General features: G+C 50.7%; 23 protein-coding genes. 12 read left to right on the top strand and 11 right to left on the bottom strand.

The genetic code is table 11. From position 1 onward, the window contains the following. Positions 1-48: 48 nt before the first annotated feature. Genes J1782_RS20450 through J1782_RS20440 form a run of 3 tightly spaced genes read left to right on the top strand, consistent with a single transcriptional unit; the run spans position 49 to position 5,925 of the window. Positions 49-1,728, top strand: coding sequence for an autotransporter assembly complex family protein (locus J1782_RS20450; RefSeq protein ID WP_254303128.1), 1,680 nt, complete (start codon positions 49-51; stop codon positions 1,726-1,728). After that, on the top strand, positions 1,725-5,540 hold the full coding sequence (locus J1782_RS20445; RefSeq protein ID WP_217153814.1) for a translocation/assembly module TamB domain-containing protein: 3,816 nt from the start codon (positions 1,725-1,727) through the stop codon (positions 5,538-5,540). Before J1782_RS20450 ends, J1782_RS20445 begins: the two co-directional genes overlap by 4 nt. A 31-nt stretch (positions 5,541-5,571) precedes the next feature. Then, on the top strand, positions 5,572-5,925 hold the full coding sequence (locus tag J1782_RS20440; RefSeq protein WP_104923512.1) for a gamma-glutamylcyclotransferase: 354 nt from the start codon (positions 5,572-5,574) through the stop codon (positions 5,923-5,925). 101 nt (positions 5,926-6,026) lie between these two features. On the opposite strand, the gene ppa is transcribed toward J1782_RS20440, so the two are convergent. After that, positions 6,027-6,557, bottom strand: a complete 531-nt coding sequence (ppa, locus tag J1782_RS20435; RefSeq protein ID WP_217153813.1) for an inorganic diphosphatase — start codon at positions 6,555-6,557, stop codon at positions 6,027-6,029. 316 nt (positions 6,558-6,873) lie between these two features. Between ppa and J1782_RS20430 the strand changes: the two genes are divergently transcribed. Beyond that, positions 6,874-8,445: a methyl-accepting chemotaxis protein gene (locus J1782_RS20430; RefSeq protein ID WP_217153812.1), complete on the top strand. Its 1,572-nt coding sequence runs from the start codon at positions 6,874-6,876 to the stop codon at positions 8,443-8,445. A gap of 126 nt (positions 8,446-8,571) precedes the next feature. On the opposite strand, the gene fbp is transcribed toward J1782_RS20430, so the two are convergent. Then, positions 8,572-9,576 carry a class 1 fructose-bisphosphatase gene (gene fbp, locus J1782_RS20425; protein ID WP_152325305.1) on the bottom strand — a complete coding sequence of 335 codons (1,005 nt, stop codon included), beginning with the start codon at positions 9,574-9,576 and terminating at the stop codon, positions 8,572-8,574. Positions 9,577-9,743: 167 nt separating this feature from the next. On the opposite strand from fbp, the gene mpl reads away from it, so the two are divergent. Next, a complete protein-coding gene (mpl, locus tag J1782_RS20420; RefSeq protein ID WP_152325304.1) occupies positions 9,744-11,123 on the top strand; it encodes a UDP-N-acetylmuramate:L-alanyl-gamma-D-glutamyl-meso-diaminopimelate ligase in 1,380 nt (459 codons plus the stop codon). A gap of 300 nt (positions 11,124-11,423) precedes the next feature. Here the strand turns inward: mpl and yhcN (J1782_RS20415) are convergent, their stop codons facing one another. The 3 genes from yhcN (J1782_RS20415) to argR form a co-directional block, all read right to left on the bottom strand. Next, positions 11,424-11,687 carry a peroxide/acid stress response protein YhcN gene (gene yhcN, locus J1782_RS20415; protein ID WP_217153811.1) on the bottom strand — a complete coding sequence of 88 codons (264 nt, stop codon included), beginning with the start codon at positions 11,685-11,687 and terminating at the stop codon, positions 11,424-11,426. Positions 11,688-11,891: 204 nt separating this feature from the next. Next, entirely contained in the window at positions 11,892-12,155 is a 264-nt protein-coding gene (yhcN, locus tag J1782_RS20410; RefSeq protein ID WP_152325302.1) for a peroxide/acid stress response protein YhcN, read from the bottom strand. 465 nt (positions 12,156-12,620) lie between these two features. Beyond that, positions 12,621-13,091, bottom strand: a complete 471-nt coding sequence (argR, locus tag J1782_RS20405; RefSeq protein WP_152325301.1) for a transcriptional regulator ArgR — start codon at positions 13,089-13,091, stop codon at positions 12,621-12,623. A 464-nt stretch (positions 13,092-13,555) separates the two neighbouring features. Here argR and mdh point away from each other — a divergent pair, with 464 nt between their 5' ends. Then, on the top strand, positions 13,556-14,494 hold the full coding sequence (gene mdh / locus J1782_RS20400; RefSeq protein ID WP_208950931.1) for a malate dehydrogenase: 939 nt from the start codon (positions 13,556-13,558) through the stop codon (positions 14,492-14,494). A 50-nt stretch (positions 14,495-14,544) separates the two neighbouring features. Here mdh and J1782_RS20395 read toward each other — a convergent pair whose 3' ends face one another. Continuing rightward, positions 14,545-14,814: a helix-turn-helix transcriptional regulator gene (locus tag J1782_RS20395; protein ID WP_152325299.1), complete on the bottom strand. Its 270-nt coding sequence runs from the start codon at positions 14,812-14,814 to the stop codon at positions 14,545-14,547. A gap of 678 nt (positions 14,815-15,492) precedes the next feature. Here J1782_RS20395 and J1782_RS20390 point away from each other — a divergent pair. Next, positions 15,493-15,852 carry a DNA-binding protein gene (locus J1782_RS20390; RefSeq protein WP_152325298.1) on the top strand — a complete coding sequence of 120 codons (360 nt, stop codon included), beginning with the start codon at positions 15,493-15,495 and terminating at the stop codon, positions 15,850-15,852. A 54-nt stretch (positions 15,853-15,906) separates the two neighbouring features. Here the strand turns inward: J1782_RS20390 and ispB are convergent, their stop codons facing one another. Beyond that, positions 15,907-16,878 (bottom strand): octaprenyl diphosphate synthase, encoded by a 972-nt coding sequence (gene ispB, locus J1782_RS20385; protein ID WP_208951515.1) that lies wholly within the window; start codon positions 16,876-16,878, stop codon positions 15,907-15,909. Between the two features lie 259 nt (positions 16,879-17,137). On the opposite strand from ispB, the gene rplU reads away from it, so the two are divergent. From rplU to cgtA, 4 genes are all read left to right on the top strand, one after another. Beyond that, positions 17,138-17,449: a 50S ribosomal protein L21 gene (gene rplU / locus J1782_RS20380; protein WP_013573804.1), complete on the top strand. Its 312-nt coding sequence runs from the start codon at positions 17,138-17,140 to the stop codon at positions 17,447-17,449. Between the two features lie 18 nt (positions 17,450-17,467). Then, the gene (rpmA, locus tag J1782_RS20375) at positions 17,468-17,725 is read left to right on the top strand and encodes a 50S ribosomal protein L27 (protein WP_013573805.1); all 258 of its coding nucleotides are present in this window, start codon (positions 17,468-17,470) and stop codon (positions 17,723-17,725) included. Positions 17,726-17,810: 85 nt separating this feature from the next. Next, a complete protein-coding gene (locus J1782_RS20370) occupies positions 17,811-18,767 on the top strand; it encodes a DMT family transporter (protein WP_217153810.1) in 957 nt (318 codons plus the stop codon). Positions 18,768-18,800: 33 nt separating this feature from the next. Continuing rightward, positions 18,801-19,973, top strand: a complete 1,173-nt coding sequence (gene cgtA / locus J1782_RS20365; RefSeq protein WP_152325295.1) for an Obg family GTPase CgtA — start codon at positions 18,801-18,803, stop codon at positions 19,971-19,973. A gap of 70 nt (positions 19,974-20,043) precedes the next feature. Here cgtA and pmrB read toward each other — a convergent pair whose 3' ends face one another. The 3 genes from pmrB to dacB are packed head-to-tail and all read right to left on the bottom strand — an operon-like array spanning position 20,044 to position 23,242. Next, entirely contained in the window at positions 20,044-21,129 is a 1,086-nt protein-coding gene (gene pmrB / locus J1782_RS20360) for a two-component system sensor histidine kinase PmrB (protein WP_217153809.1), read from the bottom strand. Beyond that, entirely contained in the window at positions 21,126-21,788 is a 663-nt protein-coding gene (pmrA, locus tag J1782_RS20355) for a two-component system response regulator PmrA (RefSeq protein WP_152325293.1), read from the bottom strand. Before pmrA ends, pmrB begins: the two co-directional genes overlap by 4 nt. Positions 21,789-21,808: 20 nt before the next feature. Beyond that, on the bottom strand, positions 21,809-23,242 hold the full coding sequence (gene dacB / locus J1782_RS20350; protein WP_152325292.1) for a serine-type D-Ala-D-Ala carboxypeptidase: 1,434 nt from the start codon (positions 23,240-23,242) through the stop codon (positions 21,809-21,811). A gap of 282 nt (positions 23,243-23,524) precedes the next feature. Between dacB and greA the strand changes: the two genes are divergently transcribed. Beyond that, positions 23,525-24,001: a transcription elongation factor GreA gene (greA, locus tag J1782_RS20345; RefSeq protein ID WP_152325291.1), complete on the top strand. Its 477-nt coding sequence runs from the start codon at positions 23,525-23,527 to the stop codon at positions 23,999-24,001. Between the two features lie 181 nt (positions 24,002-24,182). Here the strand turns inward: greA and yhbY are convergent, their stop codons facing one another. Then, positions 24,183-24,479 carry a ribosome assembly RNA-binding protein YhbY gene (yhbY, locus tag J1782_RS20340; protein WP_095923662.1) on the bottom strand — a complete coding sequence of 99 codons (297 nt, stop codon included), beginning with the start codon at positions 24,477-24,479 and terminating at the stop codon, positions 24,183-24,185. Positions 24,480-24,490 lie beyond the last annotated feature (11 nt).

Genomic DNA, 24,490 nt, shown 5'->3' with positions numbered 1-24,490 from the left:
TATCGTGAACTGGGTTTGTTATGTGTACTGCTGGCCCCCTCACTCTCCATGGCAGCGAAAGTGCGTTTGCAGCTGGAAGGCCTGGATGGCGATTTGGAAAGGAACGTTCGCGTTCGCTTATCTTCAATTCAAAGTGATGAAGTCGGGGCTAACGGGCGGTTTCGCGCGCGTGTCAGCGCCGCCATTGAGCAGGGGTTGCGGCCATTAGGCTATTATTCGCCAACAATCGATTTCGATTACCGCGAAACCCCTCCGCCGGGCCGCCCGGTATTGATTGCCAAAGTGACGCCGGGTACGCCGGTAAAAATCGCTGGCACGAATGTCGTTATTGAAGGGCAGGCGGCCAAAGATGATGAGTTTGAGAAACTGAAGAAAGAGCAGGTTCCTGCGGTAGGCACCATTCTGAACCACGGCACCTACGACAGTTTTAAAAGTTCTCTGACCGGCGAGGCCGTGCGCAAAGGGTACTTCGATGCCAATATGCGCAAAAGCCAGCTGGGTGTGATTGAAGATGAACACAAAGCGTTCTGGGATATCCAGTTCGACAGCGGTGACCGCTATCGCTTTGGCGGCGTTCATTATCAGGGCTCGCAAATCCGCGATGAATATTTGCAAAATCTGGTGCCATTTAAGCCGGGTGATTATTACACGTCTGCGCAACTGGCTGAGCTTAACCGCCGCCTGTCCGCCACGGGATGGTTTAACTCGGTCGTTGTGTCACCAGATTTTACTGATGCCAAAGCCACAAAAACGCTGCCGCTGAATGCGCTGGCGTCACCGCGTACCGAAAATACGATCGAAACCGGTGTCGGTTTTTCCACGGATATCGGTCCGCGTCTGACGGCTAACTGGAAAAAACCGTGGGTTAACGATCGCGGTCAGAGCTTTGAAACTTCCACGACGCTCTCCGGCCCTGAACAATCGCTGGATCTCAGCTATAAAATTCCGCTGCTGAAATCGCCGCTCGAACAGTATTACCTGGTTCAGGGCGGCTTCAAACGTGAAGACCTGAACGACACCAACTCCGATTCCACCACGGTGAATCTGGCCCGTTACTGGGATTTGTCCAGCGGCTGGCAGCACGCTGTTAACCTGCGCTGGAGCCTCGACCACTTTACCCAAGGCAGCGTCACTAACACGACGATGCTGATTTATCCGGGTGTGAGCCTGAACCGTACGCGTCAGCGCGGCGGACTGATGCCGACCTGGGGCGATTCCCAACGTTATTCTCTGGATGTCTCGGATACGACCTGGGGCTCGGACGTCGATTTCGCCGTGATTCAGGCGCAGAACGTCTGGATCCGGACGCTGGCTGAAAAACATCGTTTCGTATTCCGCGGCAATCTGGGCTGGATTGAAACCAATGACTTCGAGCGCGTGCCGCCGTCCCTGCGATTCTTTGCCGGTGGTGACCGCAGCATTCGTGGTTACAAATACAAATCCATTTCCCCGCGCGATGATGACGGCAAACTGACCGGCGCCTCGTATCTGGGCACCGGTTCGGTGGAATATCAGTACAACGTGACCGGAAAATGGTGGGGTGCGGTGTTTGTAGATTCCGGCGAAGCGGTGAACGACATCACGCAAAATGATTTTAAAACCGGTGCGGGCGTAGGCGTGCGCTGGGCTTCACCGATCGGTCCGGTGAAATTAGACGTTGCCGCCCCCGTTGGCGACAAAGATGAGCATGGATTGCAGTTCTACATCGGTTTAGGTCCGGAATTATGAGTGTATTTAAGAAAATCTGCCTGGGTTTCCTGATCTTCCTGCTGCTGATCATCAGTCTGGTGGCGTTTTTAGTCGGTACGCAAACCGGTCTGCATCTGATGATCAATGGCGCGAACCGCTTCGTGCCGGGGCTGAATATCGCCAGCACCGAAGGCGGATGGCGCGATCTGACCCTTAAAGGTGTGCATTACGAAATGCCGGGCGTTGACGTGAAAGCGGGAGAATTCCATCTTTCGCTCGATTTTTCGTGCCTGAAAAACAGCGCGCTGTGCGTTAACGCGCTCCGCGTGAAGGACGTCAATGTGGTGGTGAACACCAAAGAAATGACGCCGGCGGCGGAGCAACCTCAGCCAGAAAACAGCGAGCCGCTGACCAATCTCAGCACGCCGTATCCGATTACGCTGCGCGTGCTGACGCTGGATAATATCAACGTGACGCTCGATGACCGGGCGATTTCTCTGGCGTCATTCCGCACCGGCGCGCACTGGGAAGGGCGGGCGATTCAGCTGATGCCAACGCATATCGGCGGGTTGCTGATTGCCTTGCCGAAAACGCCGGTCAATCCGTTACCGGAAGTTGTTCAGGCAGCGCAGGACAAAGCGGTCGAAAAGGCTACCGGAAAACCGGCAGAACCGGCCGTTATGGTGCCTGAAAAACCACTGGGTGAGACTTTACAGGAGCTTTTTGCCAAACCGCTGCTGCCTGAATTACCGGATTTCCGTCTGCCGGTCGATCTCGATATTCAGCAAATTCTAGGTGAAAACCTGCGTCTGACCGGTGACACCGATGTGCTCATCACCCGTTTCGAACTGAAAGCCAGTACGCAAAATCAGATCGTTAAGCTCGATAAATTGCAGGTGCGTTCGCCACAGGGTTCGCTGGACGGCATCGGGCAGGCAACGCTGAATCAAAACTGGCCGGTGGATATGACGGTTAATACCGCCGTGAATCTCGATCCGCTCAAAGGCGAGAAGATCAAACTTAAAATTGCCGGGGGGCTGCGCGACAAGCTTGATGTGGGGCTGAACCTTTCCGGCCCGGTGCGTGCCCAACTGGCGTTGCAGACTCAGCTGGCGGAAGCCGGACTGCCGCTGGATCTGAAACTCAGCAGCGATGCATTGCAGTGGCCGCTGACCGGCACGCCGCAGTATCAGGTGAAAGGCTTCAAACTGAATTTCAGCGGTAAAGCGACGGATTATGCGCTTTCGCTGCGTTCTGATTTCAAAGGCGATCAGATCCCGCCCGCCACGCTGACCGTTGACGGTAAAGGGAACGTGGAGCAATTCAAACTGACGTTGCTGCGCCTGGCGGCGCTGGAAGGCAATACAGACCTGACCGGCGTGGTCGACTGGAGCAAAGCAATAAGCTGGAACAGCGAACTGAAACTGACGGGGATTAACACCGCCAGACAGTGGCCGGACTGGCCTGCGAAGTTGCAGGGTAAAATTACCACGCGCGGCAGCCTGTATGGCGGCACGTGGCAGATGCAGGTTCCGGTGCTGGATCTGACCGGTAACGTCAAACAAAACGCGGTCAAAGCGCAGGGCAACGTACGCGGAAACAGCTACGGGCAGTGGGATATTCCACAGCTGCACCTTGAGCTGGGGCGCAATAATCTGGACGTGAAAGGCAAGCTCAGCGACACCTGGAATCTGGACGCTAAAGTGGATGCGCCGCATCTTGATGGCGCATTGCCGGGGCTGGGCGGCGTGGTGAAAGGGATGCTGCAACTGCGCGGTGATCTGAAAGCGCCGAAGTTGCTGGCCGATCTGACTGCCACCGGCCTGAAATGGCAGGCGCTGACGGTGCGTCGCGTGGATGTGAAGGGCGACGTCAGTTCCACCGATCAGATTCAGGGCAATCTTGCTGTGCGCGTCCAGCAACTTAAGCAGGATGCACTGGATATTTCAGATATCAATCTGGAAGCCAAAGGCAATGAAAAGCAGCATCAGCTGACGCTGAAAGTGGAGGGCAAACCGGTCTCGGGGCGCCTGGCGCTGACCGGCAGTTTTGACCGCGCAACCGAAGAATGGAAAGGCACTATCAACAATACGTCGTTTGATACGCCGGTCGGGCAGTGGCGTCTCAACCGTTCTATCGCGCTGGATTATTTCAATAAAGAGCAGCGGATCACCGTCGGGCCACACTGCTGGCAAAATCCGAATGCAGATCTGTGCGTACCGAAAACCATTGATGCCGGTGCCAGCGGGCAGGCAAGCGTGGTGCTGAACCGCTTTGATCTGGCGATGTTCAAACCTTTCCTCACTGACGATACGCAGCTGAGCGGGACATTCAGCGGCAAAGCCGACGTGAGCTGGAAAGCCGAAGGCGGTCTGCCGCAGGCCAGCGTTTCGCTGGTGGGTAAAGGCGTGAAAGTACAGCAACTGGTGCAGGGGAATCCGCTGCCGGTCGCGTTCGATACGCTGAACCTGAACGCCGGGCTAAACAATGGTCGGGCAAATCTCGACTGGCTGATCAAAATTACCCACAACGGCCAGCTCGACGGCAATATCCAGATCGCCGATCCGCAAGGGAAACGTAATCTCAGCGGGAACGTGAATATCGCCCGTGTTTCTATGGCATTGCTGCAACCCGCACTGATGGATGGTGAGAAAGCCTCCGGCATCCTGAATGCGAATCTGCGGTTGGGCGGTGATGCGCAAAAACCGCAGGTCTTCGGCAAACTGGCGCTGACAGGCGTCGATTTCGACGGGCAATTTATGCCGTTTGATATCACGGATGCCAATATCAACATCAACTTCAACGGCATGTCGTCGATTATGGAAGGCGTCATCAAAACCGCTCAGGGTCAGCTGGAGCTGAACGGCAACGCCGACTGGAGCGAAATCAACGCCTGGCGCGCCCGTATTGCCGCGCGCGGGAATAAAGTCCGCGTTTCGGTGCCGCCGATGGTGCGGCTGGATGTTTCGCCGGACCTGGTGTTTGATGCCACGCCGCAATTGTTCTCCCTCAACGGCACTGTCGATATTCCTTGGGCGCGCATTACCGTGCAGGAACTGCCGGAAAGCGCTGTGGGCATTTCGTCGGATGAAGTGATGCTTAACGATCAGCGTCAGCCGATCGCACCCGTTTCGGCTTCGATTCCGATCAATAGCAACCTGATGGTCAATATCGGCCCGGATGTGCGTCTGGACGCGTTTGGTCTGAAAGCCCGTCTGGAAGGTGCGCTGAAAGTGGCTCAGGACAGCCGCGGGTTGGGTCTGAACGGACAAATTAATATTCCGTCCGGGCGTTTCCATGCGTACGGTCAGGACTTAATTGTGCGCAAAGGTCAGCTGTTATTCTCCGGTCCGGCGGACCAGCCACTGCTGAATCTGGAAGCCATCCGTAACCCTGAAGCGACAGAAAATGACGTTGTAGCCGGTTTACGCGTTACCGGCGAGGCAGATGCACCTAAACTTGAAATATTCTCAGATCCGGCGATGTCGCAGCAGGAAGCCTTGTCCTACCTGCTTCGCGGGCAAGGATTAGACAATTCTGGCGGTGACAGCGGTGCTATGACCTCAGCTCTTATCGGGTTAGGGGTTGCGCAAAGTGGTAAACTTGTGGGTAAAATCGGCGAGGCATTTGGCGTCAGCAATCTGGCGCTGGATACTCAGGGCGTGGGAGACAGTTCTCAGGTCGTGGTCAGTGGCTATGTTTTACCGGGTTTACAGGTGAAATATGGTGTCGGGATATTTGACTCGCTGGCAACCCTGACATTGCGCTATCGGTTGATGCCGAAGCTTTACCTGCAGGCGGTATCGGGCATCGATCAGGCATTGGATTTGCTCTATCAGTTTGAGTTTTAATTCATGTGACTTTTACTATACGAATATAAACATGCGAATAATTGTTTACGGTAGTCTGCGACGCAAGCAAGGCAACAGTCATTGGATGACGAATGCTCAATGGTTGGGTGACCATGAGCTGGAAGGGTATGCGCTTTATAATCTGGGGCACTATCCGGCAGTCATTCCAGGGGACGGGAAGGTCTATTGCGAAGTTTACCGCATTAACTCGTCAATCATGGCTGAGTTGGATGAGCTGAAAAGCAATACGAAAGATTACCGTCGCGAGCTGATCTCGACGCCTTACGGCAGTGCCTGGATTTACCTCTACATTCGCTCACTGGATGGTGTGCCGAGAATTGAGGGTGGCGACTGGGTGAAGCGTAACGAACCGGTCAGCGAGTAATCTGAGCAAGGTCGTCAGAAATAGTCGTTGCTAGCCAACGCGTTATACATAAAAAAACACCGCCCAGTGGACGGTGTTTTTTTTCGTGTCGCAGAAAACAATTACTTGTTTTTAGCGCGCTCGAAGGAGCTCACAATTTCAGCTTTTGCAGCAGCGGCATCAGCCCAACCTTCAACTTTCACCCATTTGCCTTTTTCCAGCGCTTTGTATTGCTCGAAGAAGTGAGTGATCTGGCCGCGCAGCAGCTCTGGCAGGTCGTTCACATCTTTGATGTGATCGTATTCTTTGCTCAGTTTGCTGTGCGGAACCGCAACAACTTTCGCATCTTCACCAGATTCGTCAGTCATTTTCAGAACGCCAACAGGACGGCAGCGGATCACAGAACCTGGTTGCAGCGGGTATGGCGTTGGAACCAGTACGTCAACCGGGTCGCCGTCCAGAGACAGGGTATGGTTGATGTAACCGTAGTTCGCAGGGTAGAACATTGCGGTAGACATGAAACGGTCTACGAACAGTGCACCCGTGTCTTTATCAACTTCGTATTTGATAGGATCCGCGTTTGCCGGGATTTCGATAACAACGTAGATATCTTCTGGCAGTTCTTTGCCTGCCGGCACGTTCAGTAAGCTCATTGTTGGTTTCCTTCATTGAACCAGGAATAGAGTGCCGCACATTATAGCCAACTCTCCCGTGATTTCCCGCCCTTTTCGTCGTATCGCCTTTGCCAATTTTCCGGCATGACCTGCTGCTGAGGATTGGCAAAATCTTCAGAATCGGCAGTAAACATTACGCATGTACCTCTTTACCGTGTAACTGGCTGTTTTTGCTTTTCTTATCAAGAGATTCAGTGGATTGCCGATAACAATATTCATACAAAAAATCAGGCAAACCTGATCCCTACCTCATTCGCAGTTTCTCCTTTTCACCTGAATAGCTGGATAACACCGTATGTTGAATAAGTTGAGCGTAAAAGCCGGTCTGATTGGCTTACTGGTCGTGATGACGTTGATTTTGTTGCTGGTTAGTGTCCTTGGCGCCAATGCCATCCGGCAAAGTGCCACTTCACTACAGAAAATTAACCAGCTTCAGGGAGATGAACTGGGATCGCTGGCAGACAGCTACAGTTTCTCGCTGCGCACGCGTGTTGCCAGTGGTGTTGCGGTGCGTCAGCTTGAAATTGGCATGATGGACGACGCCAAATCCACCACCGACCGGATTGCCGGTTACATCAAACAGGCTGATGCAGATCTGGCGAAATTCAACAGCATTCAGGATGACACCGAGCGGGGCCGTGAATTATCGGCGGCGGTCAGTAAAAGCTACGAAGCTTATAAGGCTAACGGCCTGGTGCCACTTCTGGCCGCACTTCAGGCGCAAAGCGCCGACGGTTATTACGACGTACTGGAAAATAAAATCACGCCGTACAGCAATGCTTACGACAAAGCGCTGGCAGATTTCCGGGCGTACGCCACCGATAATACGGCCCGGAGAATCGAACAGGCACGTACTAATGCCCGCATTCAGGTGACCGTGATTGTGATCGGTTTTCTAATCGCACTGGCGATTGCGCTGATCGCCTGGTTTGCTCTGCAAAAAATTATTATGCATCCGCTGAATTTCTCTATAGCGCAGCTCGAATTCATTGCCAAAGGCGATCTGACGCATGAAATCGATGATTCACGTAATAATGAAATGGGACGCCTGCTCAAGGCCATGAAACAAATGCAGGATTCGCTGGTGCTCTCCGTCGGGCGCGTCCGAGATGCCGGGAATCAGATTGATGTAGGCTCCCGCGAACTGGCCGCCGGTAACGTTCATCTGGCGCAACGTACGGAAGAATCCGCCGCTTCTCTGGAAGAAACCGCCGCCAGTATGGAACAGCTGACATCAACGGTGCGCATGAACGCGGCGAATTCCGAGCAGGCTAATCAGCTGGCGCAAAGCGTCTCCGTCATTGCCGATAAGGGCAGCGAAGTTGTCCATCAGGTGATGGATAAAATGCAGGGGATTACCGACAGTTCGAAACGTATCGGTGACATTATCAGCGTGATTGACGGCATTGCATTCCAGACCAATATTCTGGCGCTGAACGCCGCAGTGGAAGCCGCCCGCGCCGGTGAGCAGGGGCGGGGTTTCGCGGTGGTGGCCGGTGAAGTTCGCAGTCTGGCGCAGCGCAGTGCGCAATCCGCCCGTGAAATCAAAGAGCTGATCGGAGATTCAGAAAGCCGCGTGTCCGAAGGTTCGGCGATGGTGAAATCTGCGGCGGATACGATGGTTGAGATTTCCAGCGAAGTAACGCGGGTGACCAGCCTGATGCGCGAAATTTCCATCGCAACTATTGAACAGACGCACGGCATCGAACAGGTGAATGTGGCGATTACGCAGATGGATCAGGTTGCGCAGCAGAACGCGGCACTGGTCGAGCAGGCCACGGCGGCCACGCGTTCTCTGGAAGAGCAGGCGCAACTGCTGGCGGAAAGCATGGCGGTGTTTAAGCTAAACCGCGCTGAGCATTACTAATACGTTGAATGTGACGTTGAAGACAATAAAAAGGTGGCTTTAAAAGCCACCTTTTTGCGTTTGAGAAACGCTAGGTTACAGAGGTATCACGTTCATTCTTAGATGATTTTTGAGTCGGGTACTGGTTTATTCATCGGGGAATTCAGCGATAAAGCGTTCTGCATCTTCAACCATTGAGCTGTTACCGACGAAGAACGGCGCGCGTTCGTGCAGTTTTTGCGGAATGATATCCAGAATGCGGTTTTTACCGTCACTGGCTTTACCACCAGCTTGTTCGGCCAGGAATGCCATCGGGTTGCATTCATACAACAAACGCAGTTTTCCGTTCGGATGGCTGGCTGTGCTCGGATAAATATAGATGCCACCTTTCAGCAGGTTGCGGTGGAAATCTGCAACCAGTGAACCGATATAACGTGAGGTGTAAGGGCGTTGCGTCGCTTCATCCTGCTCCTGGCAATACTTGATGTATTTTTTAACGCCGAGAGGGAATTTGATGTAGTTGCCTTCATTAATGGAGTACATGTTGCCCTTTGCAGGGAAACGGACTTTTTCGTGAGAGAGGCAGAATACACCGAGTGAAGGATCATAAGTAAAGGCATGAACGCCTGCGCCGGTGGTGTAAACCAGCATGGTGGAAGAGCCGTAAACCACGTAACCTGCGGCAACCTGACGGTTCCCCGGTTGCAGGAAGTCTGCTTCCGTTACGGGCTGGCCGAGCGGAGAAGTCCGGCGGTAGATCGAGAAGATGGTTCCGACTGAAACGTTCACGTCGATGTTTGAAGAGCCGTCTAACGGATCCATCAAAATAACGTATTTCGCATTTTCAGCACGTTCGCCATCGAAAATGACAATTTCATCTTCTTCTTCAGACGCGATACCGGCAATTTCTCCACGTGCTTTCATCGCCGCTTTCAATTTTTCATTTGCGTACAGATCGAGTTTCATCTGTACTTCACCCTGCACATTTTCTGCACCGCTGGTGCCGAGAATGTCAACCAGACCCGCTTTGTTGATATCGCGGTGAATGATTTTAGCGCCGAGTTTTATTGCTGACAGCAAGGCGGTGAGCTCACCGGTTGCATGAGGAAAGTCTTGCTGTTTTTCAACAATAAATTCGCCTAACGTTTTCATAACACGTTCCCTGAATCTAGGATGGATAACGGTTCGTTAATAAAACCTTCACAAGAGCATGGGCAGTTTAGCCCAAATATATGGACGAATCATAGGCAAATCCATTTCTTCTGGGCGATTCTGAGCGGTAGAATAGCGGCTGACTTAAAGGCATTAATGGAAAATATATGCGCATTCATATTCTTGGGATTTGCGGCACGTTTATGGGCGGGCTGGCGATGCTGGCACGTGCACAAGGGCATCAGGTAACCGGTTCGGACGACAACGTTTATCCACCGATGAGTACGCTGTTGGAAAAACAAGGGATCGCGCTGATCCAGGGTTACGATCCGGCTCAGTTAGATCCTCAACCGGATCTGGTAATTATCGGCAACGCGATGACGCGCGGAAACCCGTGTGTCGAAGCCGTGCTCGAACTGGGGATCCCGTATGTCTCCGGCCCGCAGTGGCTGCACGATCATGTTCTGCCGGAGCGCTGGGTTATTGCTGTCGCGGGTACGCACGGCAAAACCACAACGGCGGGAATGGTTACGTGGATCCTTGAAGCCTGCGGCTACGAGCCGGGCTACGTCATTGGCGGTGTGCCGGGCAACTTCGAGGTTTCTGCTCGTCTTGGAAACAGCCCGTTTATGGTTCTGGAAGCGGACGAATATGACTGCGCGTTCTTTGATAAGCGCTCCAAATTCGTTCACTACAGCCCGCGGACGTTGATCCTGAACAATCTCGAATTCGATCACGCGGATATTTTCGATGATCTGAAAGCGATCCAGAAACAGTTCCACCACCTTGTTCGTCTGGTGCCAGGTAAAGGTAAAATTATCCTTCCTGAGCATGACACGCCGCTGAAACAAGTGATGGCGATGGGCTGCTGGAGCGAACAGGAATTTGCCGGTGAAGCAGAAAATTGCGCCTGGGATGCAAAAAAACTGACACCAGATGCCAGCGCTTTCGAGGTTTATCTTCATGGCGAAGTGGTCGGTCAGGTGAACTGGAATCTGGTGGGCGAACACAATATGCATAATGCGCTGATGGCGATTGCGGCTGCGCGTCATGTTGGTGTGAAACCTGAAGATGCCTGCAAGGCACTGGGTGATTTTATCAATGCCCGTCGCCGTCTTGAACTGCGTGGCGTTGAAAATGGCGTCAGCGTGTATGACGATTTTGCGCATCACCCGACGGCTATTCTGGCAACTCTTTCTGCATTGCGCAGCAAAGTGGGCGGGACGGCACGTATTCTGGCTGTTCTCGAACCGCGTTCAAATACCATGAAAATGGGCATGAGCAAAAATGAGCTGGCGCCTTCTCTCGGTCGCGCCGATGAAGTGTTCCTGCTTCAGCCGCAGCATATTCCATGGCAGGTTGCTGAAGTGGCAGAGCGCTGTATCCAGCCTGCGCACTGGAGTGCGGACGTCGATTCACTGGTCGATATGGTGATCAAGGCTTCACAGCCGGGCGATCATATTCTGGTGATGAGTAATGGCGGTTTTGGTGGCATTCACGGGAAGTTATTGACGGCGCTGGCTGCCAAAGCGGAAGCCGCTCAGTAACAGTTATACCCGCAGCGTATAAACTGAAAGCACAGCGATGGCTGTGCTTTTTTTTGCCTGGGATTTGGCTATGCGGCGATTTGCAGACAAAAAAAGGCCCTCAAAAAGTTTGAGGGCCAAAGGGTGTCGTCGGACAGGACGACGAGGGTTACGTTAGCAAGAGAGCGGCAGTGGCAGTGTCTTCTCTCTTCCCAGCCTCAACAGCGCATTAATTTTCGCTGGTATGTGGCTGTTGAAACCCGGTAACGCTAATTCAAATACTCAGGCAGTGGTTTTGTATCAGGGACTGACTCAGAAATCTTATTGATAGATTTCTGCGGTTGCGTGATAAGCACCGTCGTTATGTGCTTCGATCACACGATAAGATTTTGCGCCCTTGCTGTCGGCTTTATCGGACAGCTCCTGGCGAATGTCTGTCGGGACGCCATTGACGCCGCTGACGCTGATAGTGCCCATAGGCTGAAGATTCTCTGCCTGCTGATTAGAAACCAGTTGTGCGGCAGGCGCGCCGAAAGAAACAGCAGACAGCAGGCTAAGAGCGGCAATAGTGGTCATGATTTTCATGATAATTTCCTAATTTCATAGACGTTGATGTTAAAAAATGAGAGAGCAACGCCGGTTGAGATTTGGATTCATCAGTTCTGGAATATCTGAGTCCGGCAACGCGAAAAGCGTGGAGGAACATTGATGATGGCAGAGACAAATCCGTCTTGATGCGCTTTGCGCGGGCCTGAATCATTCAGGCCCCTTCGCTTCATTTACCCAGGTTTATTGGTAAATTTCTGCGGTAGCGTGGTAGTTACCTTCTTCACGCACTTCGATAACACGAAATGCTTTAGCCCCTTTGGCATCCGCTTTATCAGACAATGCCTGACGGATATCAGAAGGTGCACCGGCAACGCCGCTTACGCTGATCATCCCGTGTGACTGAAGATGAGCGGCCTGATCCTGAGAAACAGGTTGTGCTGCAAAAGCACCGAATGACAGAGCAGATAGAATGCTTAATGTTGCAATTTTAGTTTTAACGTTCATGATTTTGACCTCGTCGATTTTATTATGTTTTCAACAACTGGTGTTTCACACCACGGAAATGAGTATACATCTAGTCACTCGGAATATTAATAGTTTGCTAATAGTTATTTTGGTGGTTATGTGGGGGCTATTTGAATTTTTAATAACAAAAAGGAATAAAAATTGCTCGAAAATCGATCTTTTGGTGTTAATTTTTCGTAAAATCAACGGATTGAGTGAATTTGACTATTTGTGCTTAATTTTGCAGTCAATCACACCATGGAAATGTTTATGTGACGGGAAAGTGCTTCGTGTGAACAGAATTAACAGGGATAACGACGTGAGGCGTGTATTTAAAACGACGGTATAACGTTAGAGAAGGGTAACTGATAGTTGGATAAGGCAAGGAAGGCTGAGGCCAGAAATTATTTTCTTCTGACCTCAGGCACAGAACTGAAGCAGGAAACAGCGCAATATATCGCCGTATCAGAGTTCCTGTTCAAACAAACTGAGGATTGCGTCGTGAAGTTGTCTGACGCTGAAACCCCGTGCGGGCGTGGTAAAAATTGTGTCATCGCCGGCAATGGTGCCCAGTATCCCTTCGGATTTGCCCAGAGAATCAAGCAGGCGCGCGATCAGCTGTGCCGCGCCCGGACTGGTGCGGATAACGACGACGGCGTCGTTATGGTCAATATCTAAGACCAAATTCTTCAGTGGGCTGGTCGTTGTCGGCACGCCGATTTCGGCAGGCAGGCAATAAACCATCTCCATTTTTGCGTTGCGGGTCCGCACCGCGCCGAATTTTGTCAGCATCCGTGAGACTTTTGACTGATTGATATTATCGAAACCGTCTTCCTGAAGTGCGACGACAATTTCGCCCTGAGAGCTGAATTTCTCTTCCTTCAACAGTGCTTTGAAGGCTTTGATCAAATCTTCCTGTTTAGCAGGATTACGCATTTTGCACCCTGGTCTCTGTATCATCGTTTTGTTGATTATGCAGATATTTGAATTTTTATGCAACACGGGGTCGGCACGTAACATCAGAATTTTGCACTCAGACGGGTATGACAGCGGCGAAGTATACATCTGGACGTCATGAATATGCCGAAATAGTGCATCGCGGGGAATGATTCGCCGGATTGCTGTTAATCAGATGATCTCGATTCAGCTCTCACATTGAATTGAATTTAACCATTTTTTAACCTGGCGGGTTTTGTGGTGCTACTTTTAAGGTGTAGCTTTCCGATAAAAAGTCATAAAAGACCGGAAAAATGGCGCTAAGCGGTGTTTTTTTACTTTCTTAACGACCAAGCTCAGTTTCCCAGCAGTTGAGCGATTGTTTTTAGCTGTATAAGTGATTAAGGTCACACCCAAAATAATTCCACGACACTTATAAGTTAGTGATAAAAAAGGAGTATAGGATGAAAGTTGCAGTTCTAGGTGCTGCGGGCGGTATCGGTCAGGCCCTCGCGCTTCTGCTCAAGACCCAGCTACCTTCCGGTTCCGAACTGTCATTATACGATATCGCACCTGTTACTCCGGGTGTCGCCGTCGATCTGAGCCATATCCCTACTGCAGTAAAAATTAAAGGCTTCTGTGGCGAAGACGCAACGCCAGCGCTTGAAGGCGCGGATATCGTTTTGATCTCTGCCGGTGTGGCGCGCAAACCGGGTATGGATCGTTCCGACCTCTTTAATGTTAACGCCGGTATTGTGCGTAATCTGATTCAGCAGGTTGCGAAAACCTGTCCGCACGCATTAATCGGTATTATCACCAACCCGGTCAATACCACGGTTGCTATTGCTGCCGAAGTTTTGAAAAATGCAGGTGTGTACGACAAAAACAAACTGTTCGGCGTCACCACGCTCGATGCAATCCGCTCGAACACATTCGTGGCTGAACTTAAAGGTAAGCAGCCTGAGGAAATTGACGTGCCCGTGATTGGCGGACACTCTGGGGTGACAATTCTTCCTTTATTGTCTCAGGTGCCCGGTGTGGCATTTAGCGATAGTGAAATCGCTGCGCTGACCAAGCGTATTCAGAATGCAGGAACCGAAGTGGTCGAAGCTAAAGCGGGTGGCGGTTCTGCTACTTTGTCTATGGGGCAGGCGGCAGCACGCTTCGGGCTTTCACTGGTTCGTGCCCTGCAAGGTGAAAGTAACGTTGTTGAATGCGCCTATGTAGAAGGAAAGGGCGATTATGCCCGTTTCTTCGCACAGCCTGTTCTGTTGGGTAAAAAGGGCATCACTGAGCTCATTGATATTGGCAAGCTCAGCGCTTTCGAACAGCAATCACTGGATTCGATGCTGGATATCCTGCGTAAAGATATCGAATTGGGAGAACAGTTTATCAATCACTGATAAGCCTCAAGTGAAGCCGCCGGTATCTCCGGCGGCATTCTCTATTGGCATCATTTATGCTCATTGGGAATGCGGCACCGGCGTTCGATGATCTGAAACGTGGTGGCATCAAAGTAACGGCTTGGCCAGATAATTGACGGGTGAACGCCCAGCGCCCCGGCGATGAGCAATTCTCCTTTTGGCCAGGGCCGGGAGAGTGCATTAGAAAGGGTTGAAGAGCTCAATCCGGCGGATCGTGACACCGCTGCGAGTGTCGTCCCTTTCTTTCTCAGGGCTGCGATAATATCAGCCTGATGCCAGTCATCATTCCTTGTCATCATGGTATTTTCCTTATTTTTAAATCGCTTTTATAAGACTTTCTTTGAAAACATATATTCAATGATTGCTTAGTCGCGTCCAGTTCAATCCTATCAATGTTTCCTAAAAAATATTTTCTGCTCGGATTAAGAAAATACATTCTTATTAGAATTAAAACAAACAAGTAAATTCAGTTTGCTTTTTTGCCTGATACTCTTTTTTTATCCTATTTTTCGAGTTCATTTAATACGAACGCGTTATTGAAGTGTTGATAATTTGAACGCAATTATAGATCTGAATGATTTAAGAGAAGAAAATAACGATTTGGGTTAATGAATGATGAAGAGGATATGCACTTCACATAAGGTTAAAATGACATTATTGCTTGTTTATTATAGGGTTTTTATTTTATTGCGCATGCGGCCTGTCAATTTGATTACATAACTTTCTAAAAAAGACTTTCAAGGGAGATATTCTGTTGTTGATAAACATATTTCATGGAAACATTGTGCGGCAACAGTAGACTCATTCCGAAAAATTGAATATCTTCTTTCCGTTAAATAGGCGTTTTCCTAAATAGTCTGTTTTAATATCTTCTCTAAAATGGGCTTGCAGCGAAAAGGGAAAGCATCCGCAGAATTCTCATGGATTTATAACAGCAACCTTTCTTATTGGATTATATGAGAAAGACAAGGATCGTTATGAAAAAAGAGTGGTTTGCAGCAAAGGAACTGACCGGAAAAGATGGCCTTCCTACCTCAACACAGGGCGTGCACGGCATGGCGCGCAGATTATGTTGGATCAAACGGCGCAGACGTGGTGTCCAGGGACGTGCAGTGGAATATCACATTGACAGCCTGCCGGGTAATACCGTCGCCAGTCTCGCGATGAATGAACATTCTGCTGAATATGTTTACACGTCACATCAGGATCCGCTGGCGATCTGGATCGAAAGTTATAAGCAACTCAAGGAGCCTGAGCGCGAAACGATGATCTCTTTTATCGTGAGGGAAGGGGTATCGGAAATACTAAACAGGCTGCGTAAGTCTGACGATTCATAGATTTGCCAGAACTGACGCGCCTGTGCAGACAGGCACGTCAGGAAACATGAAACATCAGAAATCGCGTTTAACGGCCAGATGCGCCAAACCTTCAAGCGCGGAGCGATATTCAGATTCAGGCAGTACTTGAAGAGACTGAATCGCTTTGTCAGCTTCTTCTTCAGCACGCTGACGAGTATAAGCCAGAGAACCCCACTGATGCATGGCGGCCAAAACGGGCTCCAGCAAATGGCGTCCGTTGCCTTCTTCGATAGCTTTGCGGATCATTGCTGACTGCTCAGCGTCGCCGTATTGCATTGCATGCAGCAGAGGCAGAGTCGGTTTGCCTTCATCGAGGTCGTCACCGGTATTTTTGCCCAGCGTTTCGCCATCGGCGTCATAATCGAGCAGATCATCAATCAGCTGGAATGCCGTGCCCAAATAGCGACCATAATCCTGCAACGCCGTGATTTGTTCGGTGTTCCCGCCAGCCAGCATGGCAGAAGATTGTGATGCCGCTTCGAACAGGCGGGCGGTTTTGCTATAAATGACCTGCATGTAGCTTTCTTCGGTGATGTCGGGGTCATTGCAGTTAATGAGCTGCTGCACTTCACCTTCTGCAATCACATTCACCGCTTTGGCCATCAGAGCCAGAACCGGCAGTGATTCCAAATCTGTCATCATCTGGAAAGCGCGGGTGTAGATAAAATCACCGACCAGCACGCTGGCGGCGTTTCCGAAAGCGGCGTTGGCCGTGGCTTTTCCACGGCGCATATCGGACTCATCAACTACGTCATCGTGCAGTAATGTCGCGGTGTGAATGAACTCAATCAGAGCGGCGACTTTAATGTGTTTATCACCGTCGTAGGATAGTGCTTTGGCTGCCAGTACTGCTATCATCGGACGGATACGTTTGCCGCCGCCACTGATGATGTAGTATCCCAGCTGATTGATGAGAGAAACCTCTGAATTCAACTGCTCAAGGATGGATGCGTTGACCGCAGCCATGTCATCCTGGGTAAGATCGATAATCTGTTCTAGGTTCATTGTGTTTTTTCGGCTGTTTTTCTCTTCGCCGCAATGAGGTCTGGCTCACATTGGCACATGGCGCTAACTGTAATGGGGATTGTACTTGAAAAACAGTGTAGATAAATGATATCGAAAGAACTGCGCTTTTTTTCTTCTTTTGTCGTCATTGTGCTCTTGTCTTATGCTGATTTTTTGCGTAGAATTCGCGCCCTATTGTGAATATTTATAGCGCCCTCTGGACTATACAAAGTTGAGTGCGCGGAAAGCGGAGTTTTATATGTACGCGGTTTTCCAAAGTGGTGGTAAACAACACCGTGTCAGCGAAGGGCAGACTATTCGTCTCGAGAAGCTGGACGTTGCAACTGGCGAAGCTATCGAATTCGATCAGGTTCTGATGATTGCAAACGGTGAAGAAATTAACATCGGCCTGCCATTAGTTGCTGGCGGTGTAATCAAAGCTGAAGTCGTTGCTCACGGTCGTGGCGAAAAGGTCAAAATCGTTAAGTTTCGTCGTCGTAAACACTATCGTAAGCAGCAGGGCCACCGTCAGTGGTTCACTGACGTTAAAATCACCGGCATCAGCGCTTAAGATTAGGAGAGCGGAACAATGGCACACAAAAAGGCTGGCGGCTCCACACGTAACGGTCGCGATTCAGAAGCTAAACGTCTGGGCGTAAAACGCTTTGGCGGCGAAGCAGTACTGGCAGGCAGCATCATCGTTCGTCAGCGCGGCACCAAATTCCACGCTGGTATCAACGTGGGTTGCGGCAAGGACCACACTCTGTTTGCTTTGGCTGACGGTAAAGTCAAGTTCGAAGTTAAAGGCCCGAAAAACCGTAAGTACATCAGCATCGAAGCTGAATAAGTTTTTCGCGTCTTAGTAAATAGATGTAAGCCCCGCAATTCGTTGCGGGGCTTTTTACATTCTGGTTAGCCCATTCTGGCGGGATATGGACATAAAATCACAGGCATCTGTTGGTATTCTGTTAGCACTAATTACTGCTATGAGCTGGGGTTCTTTACCCATCGCCATGAAGCAGGTCCTGGTGGTAATGGATCCTTTTACTGTGGTTTGGTATCGGTTTTCTCTGGCTGCAATTGTGCTGGGGTGCATTCTGGCAGTTAAACGCAGATTGCCGCCCAGAGCGATTTTTAGCCGCCCACGCTGGCTGATTTTAGTGTTGATCGCAACGTGCGGGTTGCTGGGGAACTTCGTACTTTTTAGTTCCTCCTTGCAATTCCTAAGCCCGACAGCCTCGCAGGTTATCGGCCAGCTTTCGCCGGTCGGTATGATGTTTGCGAGTGTGATTATCCTGAAAGAAAAGATGCGGATCACGCAGGTTATTGGCGCCATTATGCTGATTTTCGGGCTGGTATTATTCTTTAATACCAGCCTGATTGAGATTTTTACCCGGCTGACAGATTACACTTTGGGTGTGATTTTTGGTGTCGGGGCAGCCTCGGTTTGGGTGATTTATGGTGTGGCACAGAAAGTATTGCTGCGTCAACTCGCCTCACCGCAGATCCTGTTTTTGCTGTACACTTTATGTTCTATCGCATTGCTCCCGCTGGCCAGCCCGGCGGTGCTTTCACAGCTCAGCGGCTGGCAGTTTGCCTGTCTGTTGTTTTGCGGCGCGAATACCTTAGTAGGATATGGCGCCTTAGCGGAAGCGATGGCGAGATGGCAGGCGGCCCAGGTCAGTGCAATTGTGACGCTGACTCCGCTGTTTACCCTGCTATTTTCAGATTTACTGGCACTTGCCTGGCCCGATTTTTTTGCTGCACCCGTGCTCAATTTTGTTGGTTATATCGGGGCAATTGTGGTGGTGGCGGGGGCAATGTTTTCCGCAGTTGGCCATCGCTGGTGGCCGCGTCGGACAGGGCAAAACCTGGTAGCTAAACACTAGCTGCCCGGTGAATGATTTACGGAGACGGTACAAATGAAGTTTGTTGATGAAGCCACGATTCTGGTTGTGGCCGGTGATGGCGGTAACGGATGCGTCAGCTTCCGCCGCGAAAAATATATCCCTCGTGGCGGCCCTGATGGAGGCGACGGCGGCGACGGCGGTGACGTTTACCTGCTTGCTGATGAAAACCTTAATACGCTGATCGATTTCCGCTTTGTGAAATCTTATCGTGCTGAGCGCGGCACCAACGGTCAAAGCAGCGACTGTACGGGGAAACGCGGTAAAGATATCACCATTAAAGTGCCTGTCGGAACACGCGTTCTGGACCAGAGCACCGGTGAAGTGCTGGCCGATATGACTCAGAATGGTCAGATCAACATGGTCGCCAAAGGCGGTTTTCACGGTTTGGGTAATACCCGTTTCAAATCTTCCGTGAACCGTTCTCCGCGCCAGAAAACAATGGGCACCAAAGGTGAGGAGCGTGATATCGCGCTCGAGCTGATGTTGTTAGCCGACGTGGGGATGCTGGGTCTTCCGAACGCAGGTAAATCTACATTTATCCGTTCAGTGTCTGCTGCAAAACCGAAAGTTGCTGACTATCCGTTTACGACTTTGGTTCCAAGCCTGGGCGTTGTGCGTATGGATCACGAACAAAGCTTCGTGGTTGCCGACATTCCGGGTTTGATCGAAGGCGCTTCTGAAGGTGCCGGCCTCGGTATCCGCTTCCTGAAGCACCTTGAGCGTTGCCGCGTTTTGTTGCACCTGATTGACATTGCGCCAATCGACGAATCTGATCCGATCGAAAATGCTAAAGTTATTATCAACGAACTGAAGCAATACAACGCTAAACTGGCTGAAAAGCCGCGTTGGTTAGTATTCAACAAAGTTGATCTGATCGAAAAAGAAGAAGCAGAAGCACGTGCTAAAACGATCGCTGAGGCTTTAGGCTGGGAAGGTAATTACTACCTGATTTCCGCCGCGAACCGCGAAGGCGTTAACGCACTGTGCTGGGATGTGATGAAATTCATCAATGAAAATCCTAAGCACATGGCCGTTGAAGCTGCTGTGCCAGAGAAAGTTGAGTTCATGTGGGATGATTATCATCGTGAACAGCTGGCTGAAGTGGAATCTGAAGCCGACGACGACTGGGATGATGACTGGGATGAAGATGACGACGAAGGCGTCGAAATCATTTACGAACGTTAATCCCCTGCACTGGCGTTGTGCGTATAGCGAAAAGGCTGCCTGTTATGGCAGCTTTTTTAATGGTTTTTTTTCAAAGAGAAGGGAGAGTAAGCGAATTCTGTATTGCCACATGTGGCAACCAGCATTGGGCGCTGAGCCCTTTTGCCCCCAAGCGATTGCGGAGCGCCAGGGTTCCGCCATGTAAATTCGCAATGCGTATAACGATATTTAGTCCTAATCCACTGCCGCCATACCGCTGATCGCCTCGTTTGAAGGCTTGCGTCAGTTCACTGGCTTTGGCTTCATCGATCCCCGGACCTTCATCATTAATCTGTACCAGAAAGCCGTTGTTCTGAGGCTCAATCACGATGGCAATTTCGCTGTTCTCCGGCCCGTACCGGTAAGCATTTTCCACCAGATTTCGCACCATAAGCCGGAGCAGTACCGCGTCACCCTGAATCTCAGCACGGGCAGGCATCTGTATGATCAGCTGCTGCTGACGATCGGCAAGCATCTCACTCAGCTCTTCCCGGAGAGGTTCGACGACGTTACTCACCAGATCAACCTTCTGGTATTCACCTTTTGCAAAATTTTGCCCAGCGCGCGAAAGCATCAGCAATTGTTCGATGGTGTGCATTAACAGATCGATGCGGCTTATCAGCGTATCGCTGCCATCCACACCATTTTTTTGCATGATTTCAAGGTGCAGTCGGACGCCGGCCAGCGGAGTTCTCAGCTCATGTGCAGCATCGGCGGTGAACAGCCTTTCCTGCTGGATGGTATTGGAAAGACGGGAAAATAGTTGGTTGAGTGTGTTGGTCACCGCCACCACTTCACGGATTTCTGTATTGAGTGGCAGGGGCGTCAGGTTATCCGCAGAACGGGTTTCCAGGCGCTTTTGCAACTGATTAAGTGGCCGGATGATCCAACTGATGGCCCAGAAAGATAAAACCAGGGTAATCGTCATCATCAGCAAAGAGGGCGCAATGAGGGACGCGATAGCTTCCGCAATCTCTTTCTCAACGTGAGCATTGCGGACTTTTGCGGAAAGCGTGTCATTCACCAGCAGGTTTATCTGCTCCTGGCTTTCATGCCAGAGCCAGAAAACGCTGGTGAGCTGGGTGACGAAGAGGATCAGGGCCAGCATAACAAGCAGGCGGCGGCGCATACTGGTCATGGTAAAACTTCCAACCGATAGCCAATACCGCGAACTGTGCGAATCAGCTCTTTACCCAACTTCCGCCGCAGATTATGCACATGAACTTCCAGCGTATTGGATCCCAAATCGTCCTGCCAGGTGTAGAGATCTTGCTGAAGCAATTCGCGATTGACGGTCTGCCCGGCTCGCATCATCAGACGGGATAAAATGGCGAATTCTTTAGGTGTGACTTCTACCGGAGAATCGCCCAGATAGGCCTGCTGAGACGAAAGGTTAATGGTCAGGTTTCCGACAGATATCTGATTGTCACTTTGCCCCTGATAACGACGAATGAGTGCCCGGACGCGGGCCTGCAATTCCACCAGAGCAAAAGGTTTGATCAGATAATCATCCGCACCGGCATCGAGGCCATCAACGCGGTCTTCCAGCGCATCGCGGGCAGTGAGAATCAGCACGGGGAGGGAAATATTTTGACGTCGCCACTGACGCAACAGCGTTGCGCCATCTTTATCCGGCAATCCTAAATCCAGGATCACCAGGCTGTACTGGCTGGTTTGAATCAGACTTTGCGCTTCAGCGGCTGTAGAAGCGCAGTCGCAAACATAATTATCACTGGTAAGTGCCAGAGATAATCCCTGCCGTAAAAGTTCATCATCTTCAACTATCAGCAGTTTCATCGTCTGGCACGGCTCCGTGGTTAATTATTTTGGTAGATGTCCCTGTAGAGACGGCTCTCAAAGCGCACCAGCGGAGCACGCCGTGTGCGCTGGTCTTCAGGCGGAACCGCGTAACCGGAGAGGAACTGGACAAATGCCATGCGTTGTCCGCTGGCCGTGGTGATAAAGCCCGCCAGATTATAAACGCCAGCAAGTGAACCGGTTTTCGCTGACACTTTGCCATCTACGCCCGCTTCATGAAGACCGCCGCGATATTGCAAGGTTCCGTCATGGCCCGCTAAAGGCAGCATAGAAATAAAGTCTAACTCTTTATCGTGCTGCGCGATGTATTGCAGCACCTGCATCATGGTAGCCGGAGACAATAAGTCATGACGGGAGAGACCGGAGCCATCAACCTGAATTGAGTTGCCCAAATCCACGCCTGCTTTCTGACGCAGAATCTGACGAACTGCATCCGAACCCGCACGCCAGGTTCCCGGAACGCCAAAACGCTGATGACCGATTGTACGGAAAACAGTATCGGCGATCATGTTGTCAGATTTTTTCAACATCTGATGCAGTAAATCATGCAACGGAACGGACTGCGTTTGAGCGAGCACAGTTCCGGCAGGCGTTTGCTGAGTCTGGCGTTTTAACGTGCCATCAATCTGGATATCCGCTTGCAGCAATTCGTCTTTCAGAATTGCGCCCGCATAACTGGCCCCATCCTGAATGGCGAATGCCAAAGGCAAAGGCTCGCTGCGCTGGGTCAGACAACCTGTCAGGGTATAACGGTTAAACTCACCCGGCACTACGTCCAGCTCACAGTACTGGGCATCTGGCGAGCCTTTTGCCAGAGTGCGTACTTCGCTAAACATATGAACAGGGTAATAAGATGCCACGCGGATAAAGGCATTTTCGTCCGGTTTCGGGGCGCTGTAGAGGGACACGGAGAAACAGTTCCTGTCGACTATTGCCGCCGCCGGTGGTGCGCTGAAGCACTGGGTGATGTCGTTCCAGGGCCAGCCGGGCGCTTTATCGTGGCTGGCAAATACAGATGTGTTAATAACCACATCGCCACTGATCTCTTTGATGCCCTGTTTTTTTAGCACCGCGACCATATTCCGAATATTCTGACGTTTCAGTGTCGGATCGCCGGAAAAACGAGCAACCAAATCACCTTTCAGCACGCCATCAGAAACGGAACCCGGAGTTTCGAGCGTGGTAGTGAAGCGGAAATCGGGGCCGAGCTGCAAAAGAGCCGCCAACGCGGTGAGAATTTTCATTGTACTGGCAGGCAGAGCCATCTGCGAACCGTGATAATCAAGCACGGGTGCAGGGGCACCGATTTTCTGTACCAGCACAGCCAGATTCGTGCCGTCCGGCAGATATTCTGTGTAATTCTCGATCTGGGCCGCATTTGTATTCAGTACAAACGCGCATGCTAATCCACTGACAATTCGTAAAAAACGCATTATTTTGAGTAAAGGCTCTGGGTAACGGCAGGATAAAGTGGTGCCATACTACGATGCTACGAACCAAGGCGCAACGTGGCTGAAAGTAAACAATGATCCTCAAGGAACTCTACGTTAAAATACGAATCATAATGCAAAATGAATCCTGGCCTGGTGGCAACCCCGGGTGAGGTTTTTTTTGTTTTTCGCCAGAGAGAGTCGGTCAGAAGAGCTGGCTTAATTTCTTACCTGATTCAATCAGGACGGTGTTTACCGAAAGGACAAAGTTAGAGGTAATAATATATGAAACCGATTCCGATGACGTTGCGTGGCGCAGAAAGATTACGTGAAGAACTGGACCATCTGAAAGGTGTCCGTCGTCCGAAAATCATCGCAGATATTGCCACTGCACGTGAGCATGGCGACCTGAAAGAAAATGCTGAATACCACGCCGCCCGCGAGCAGCAGGGTTTTTGTGAAGGTCGCATCCAGGAAATTGAAGCCAAGCTTTCAAATGCTCAGGTTATTGATGTCACTAAAATGCCGGCAACTGGTCGTGTCATTTTTGGCGCAACAGTGAAAGTGCTGAATCTGGACACAGAAGAAGAACAGTCTTACCGCATTGTGGGTGATGACGAAGCTGATTTTAAGCAGAATCTGATTTCTGTGAACTCACCGATTGCACGGGGTTTAATCGGTAAAGAACAGGATGATGTGGTCGTTATCAAAACGCCTGGCGGTGATGTTGAGTTCGAAGTACTGAAGGTCGAATATCTCTAAAAATCTGCATTAAAAAGGGCGAAACACGTTGTTTCGCCCTGTAATTCTCACATTCATGCAGTGAATTGCTTCACAGTAAATTGAAAACTAAAGTAAAAAGGCCACCTGAGGCCTTTCCCTGAACGTGATTTCGTGGCACCTTTCCGAAAATCTAAAGCGCTTTTCGTTAAACCTTAACAGATTAACGCGGTAAGATAATTTTGCGGTCTTCGGTAGAAGGGCGATAAAGTACCAGCATATTGCCGATGACTTGCACATTACACGCCTTGGTTTCACGCACGATTGCGTCTACGATCAAGGTCTTCGTTTCGCGTTCTTCTGCCGCGACTTTTACCTTGATCAGCTCGTGATGCTGCAGGGCCTGTTCAATTTCGGCCAGCACGCCTTCAGTCAGGCCGTTGTTACCCAGCATGACAACCGGTTTTAGTGGATGTGCCAGACCTTTCAGGTACTGTTTTTGTTTATTGTTAAGATTCATCGTCTTTTTTG

This window comes from Rahnella sp. BCC 1045, from assembly GCF_019049615.1.
Lineage (GTDB): Bacteria > Pseudomonadota > Gammaproteobacteria > Enterobacterales > Enterobacteriaceae > Rahnella > Rahnella contaminans.
The sequence above is the reverse complement of the archived record's forward strand: the minus strand, read 5'-3'. Positions and strand labels throughout refer to the sequence as shown.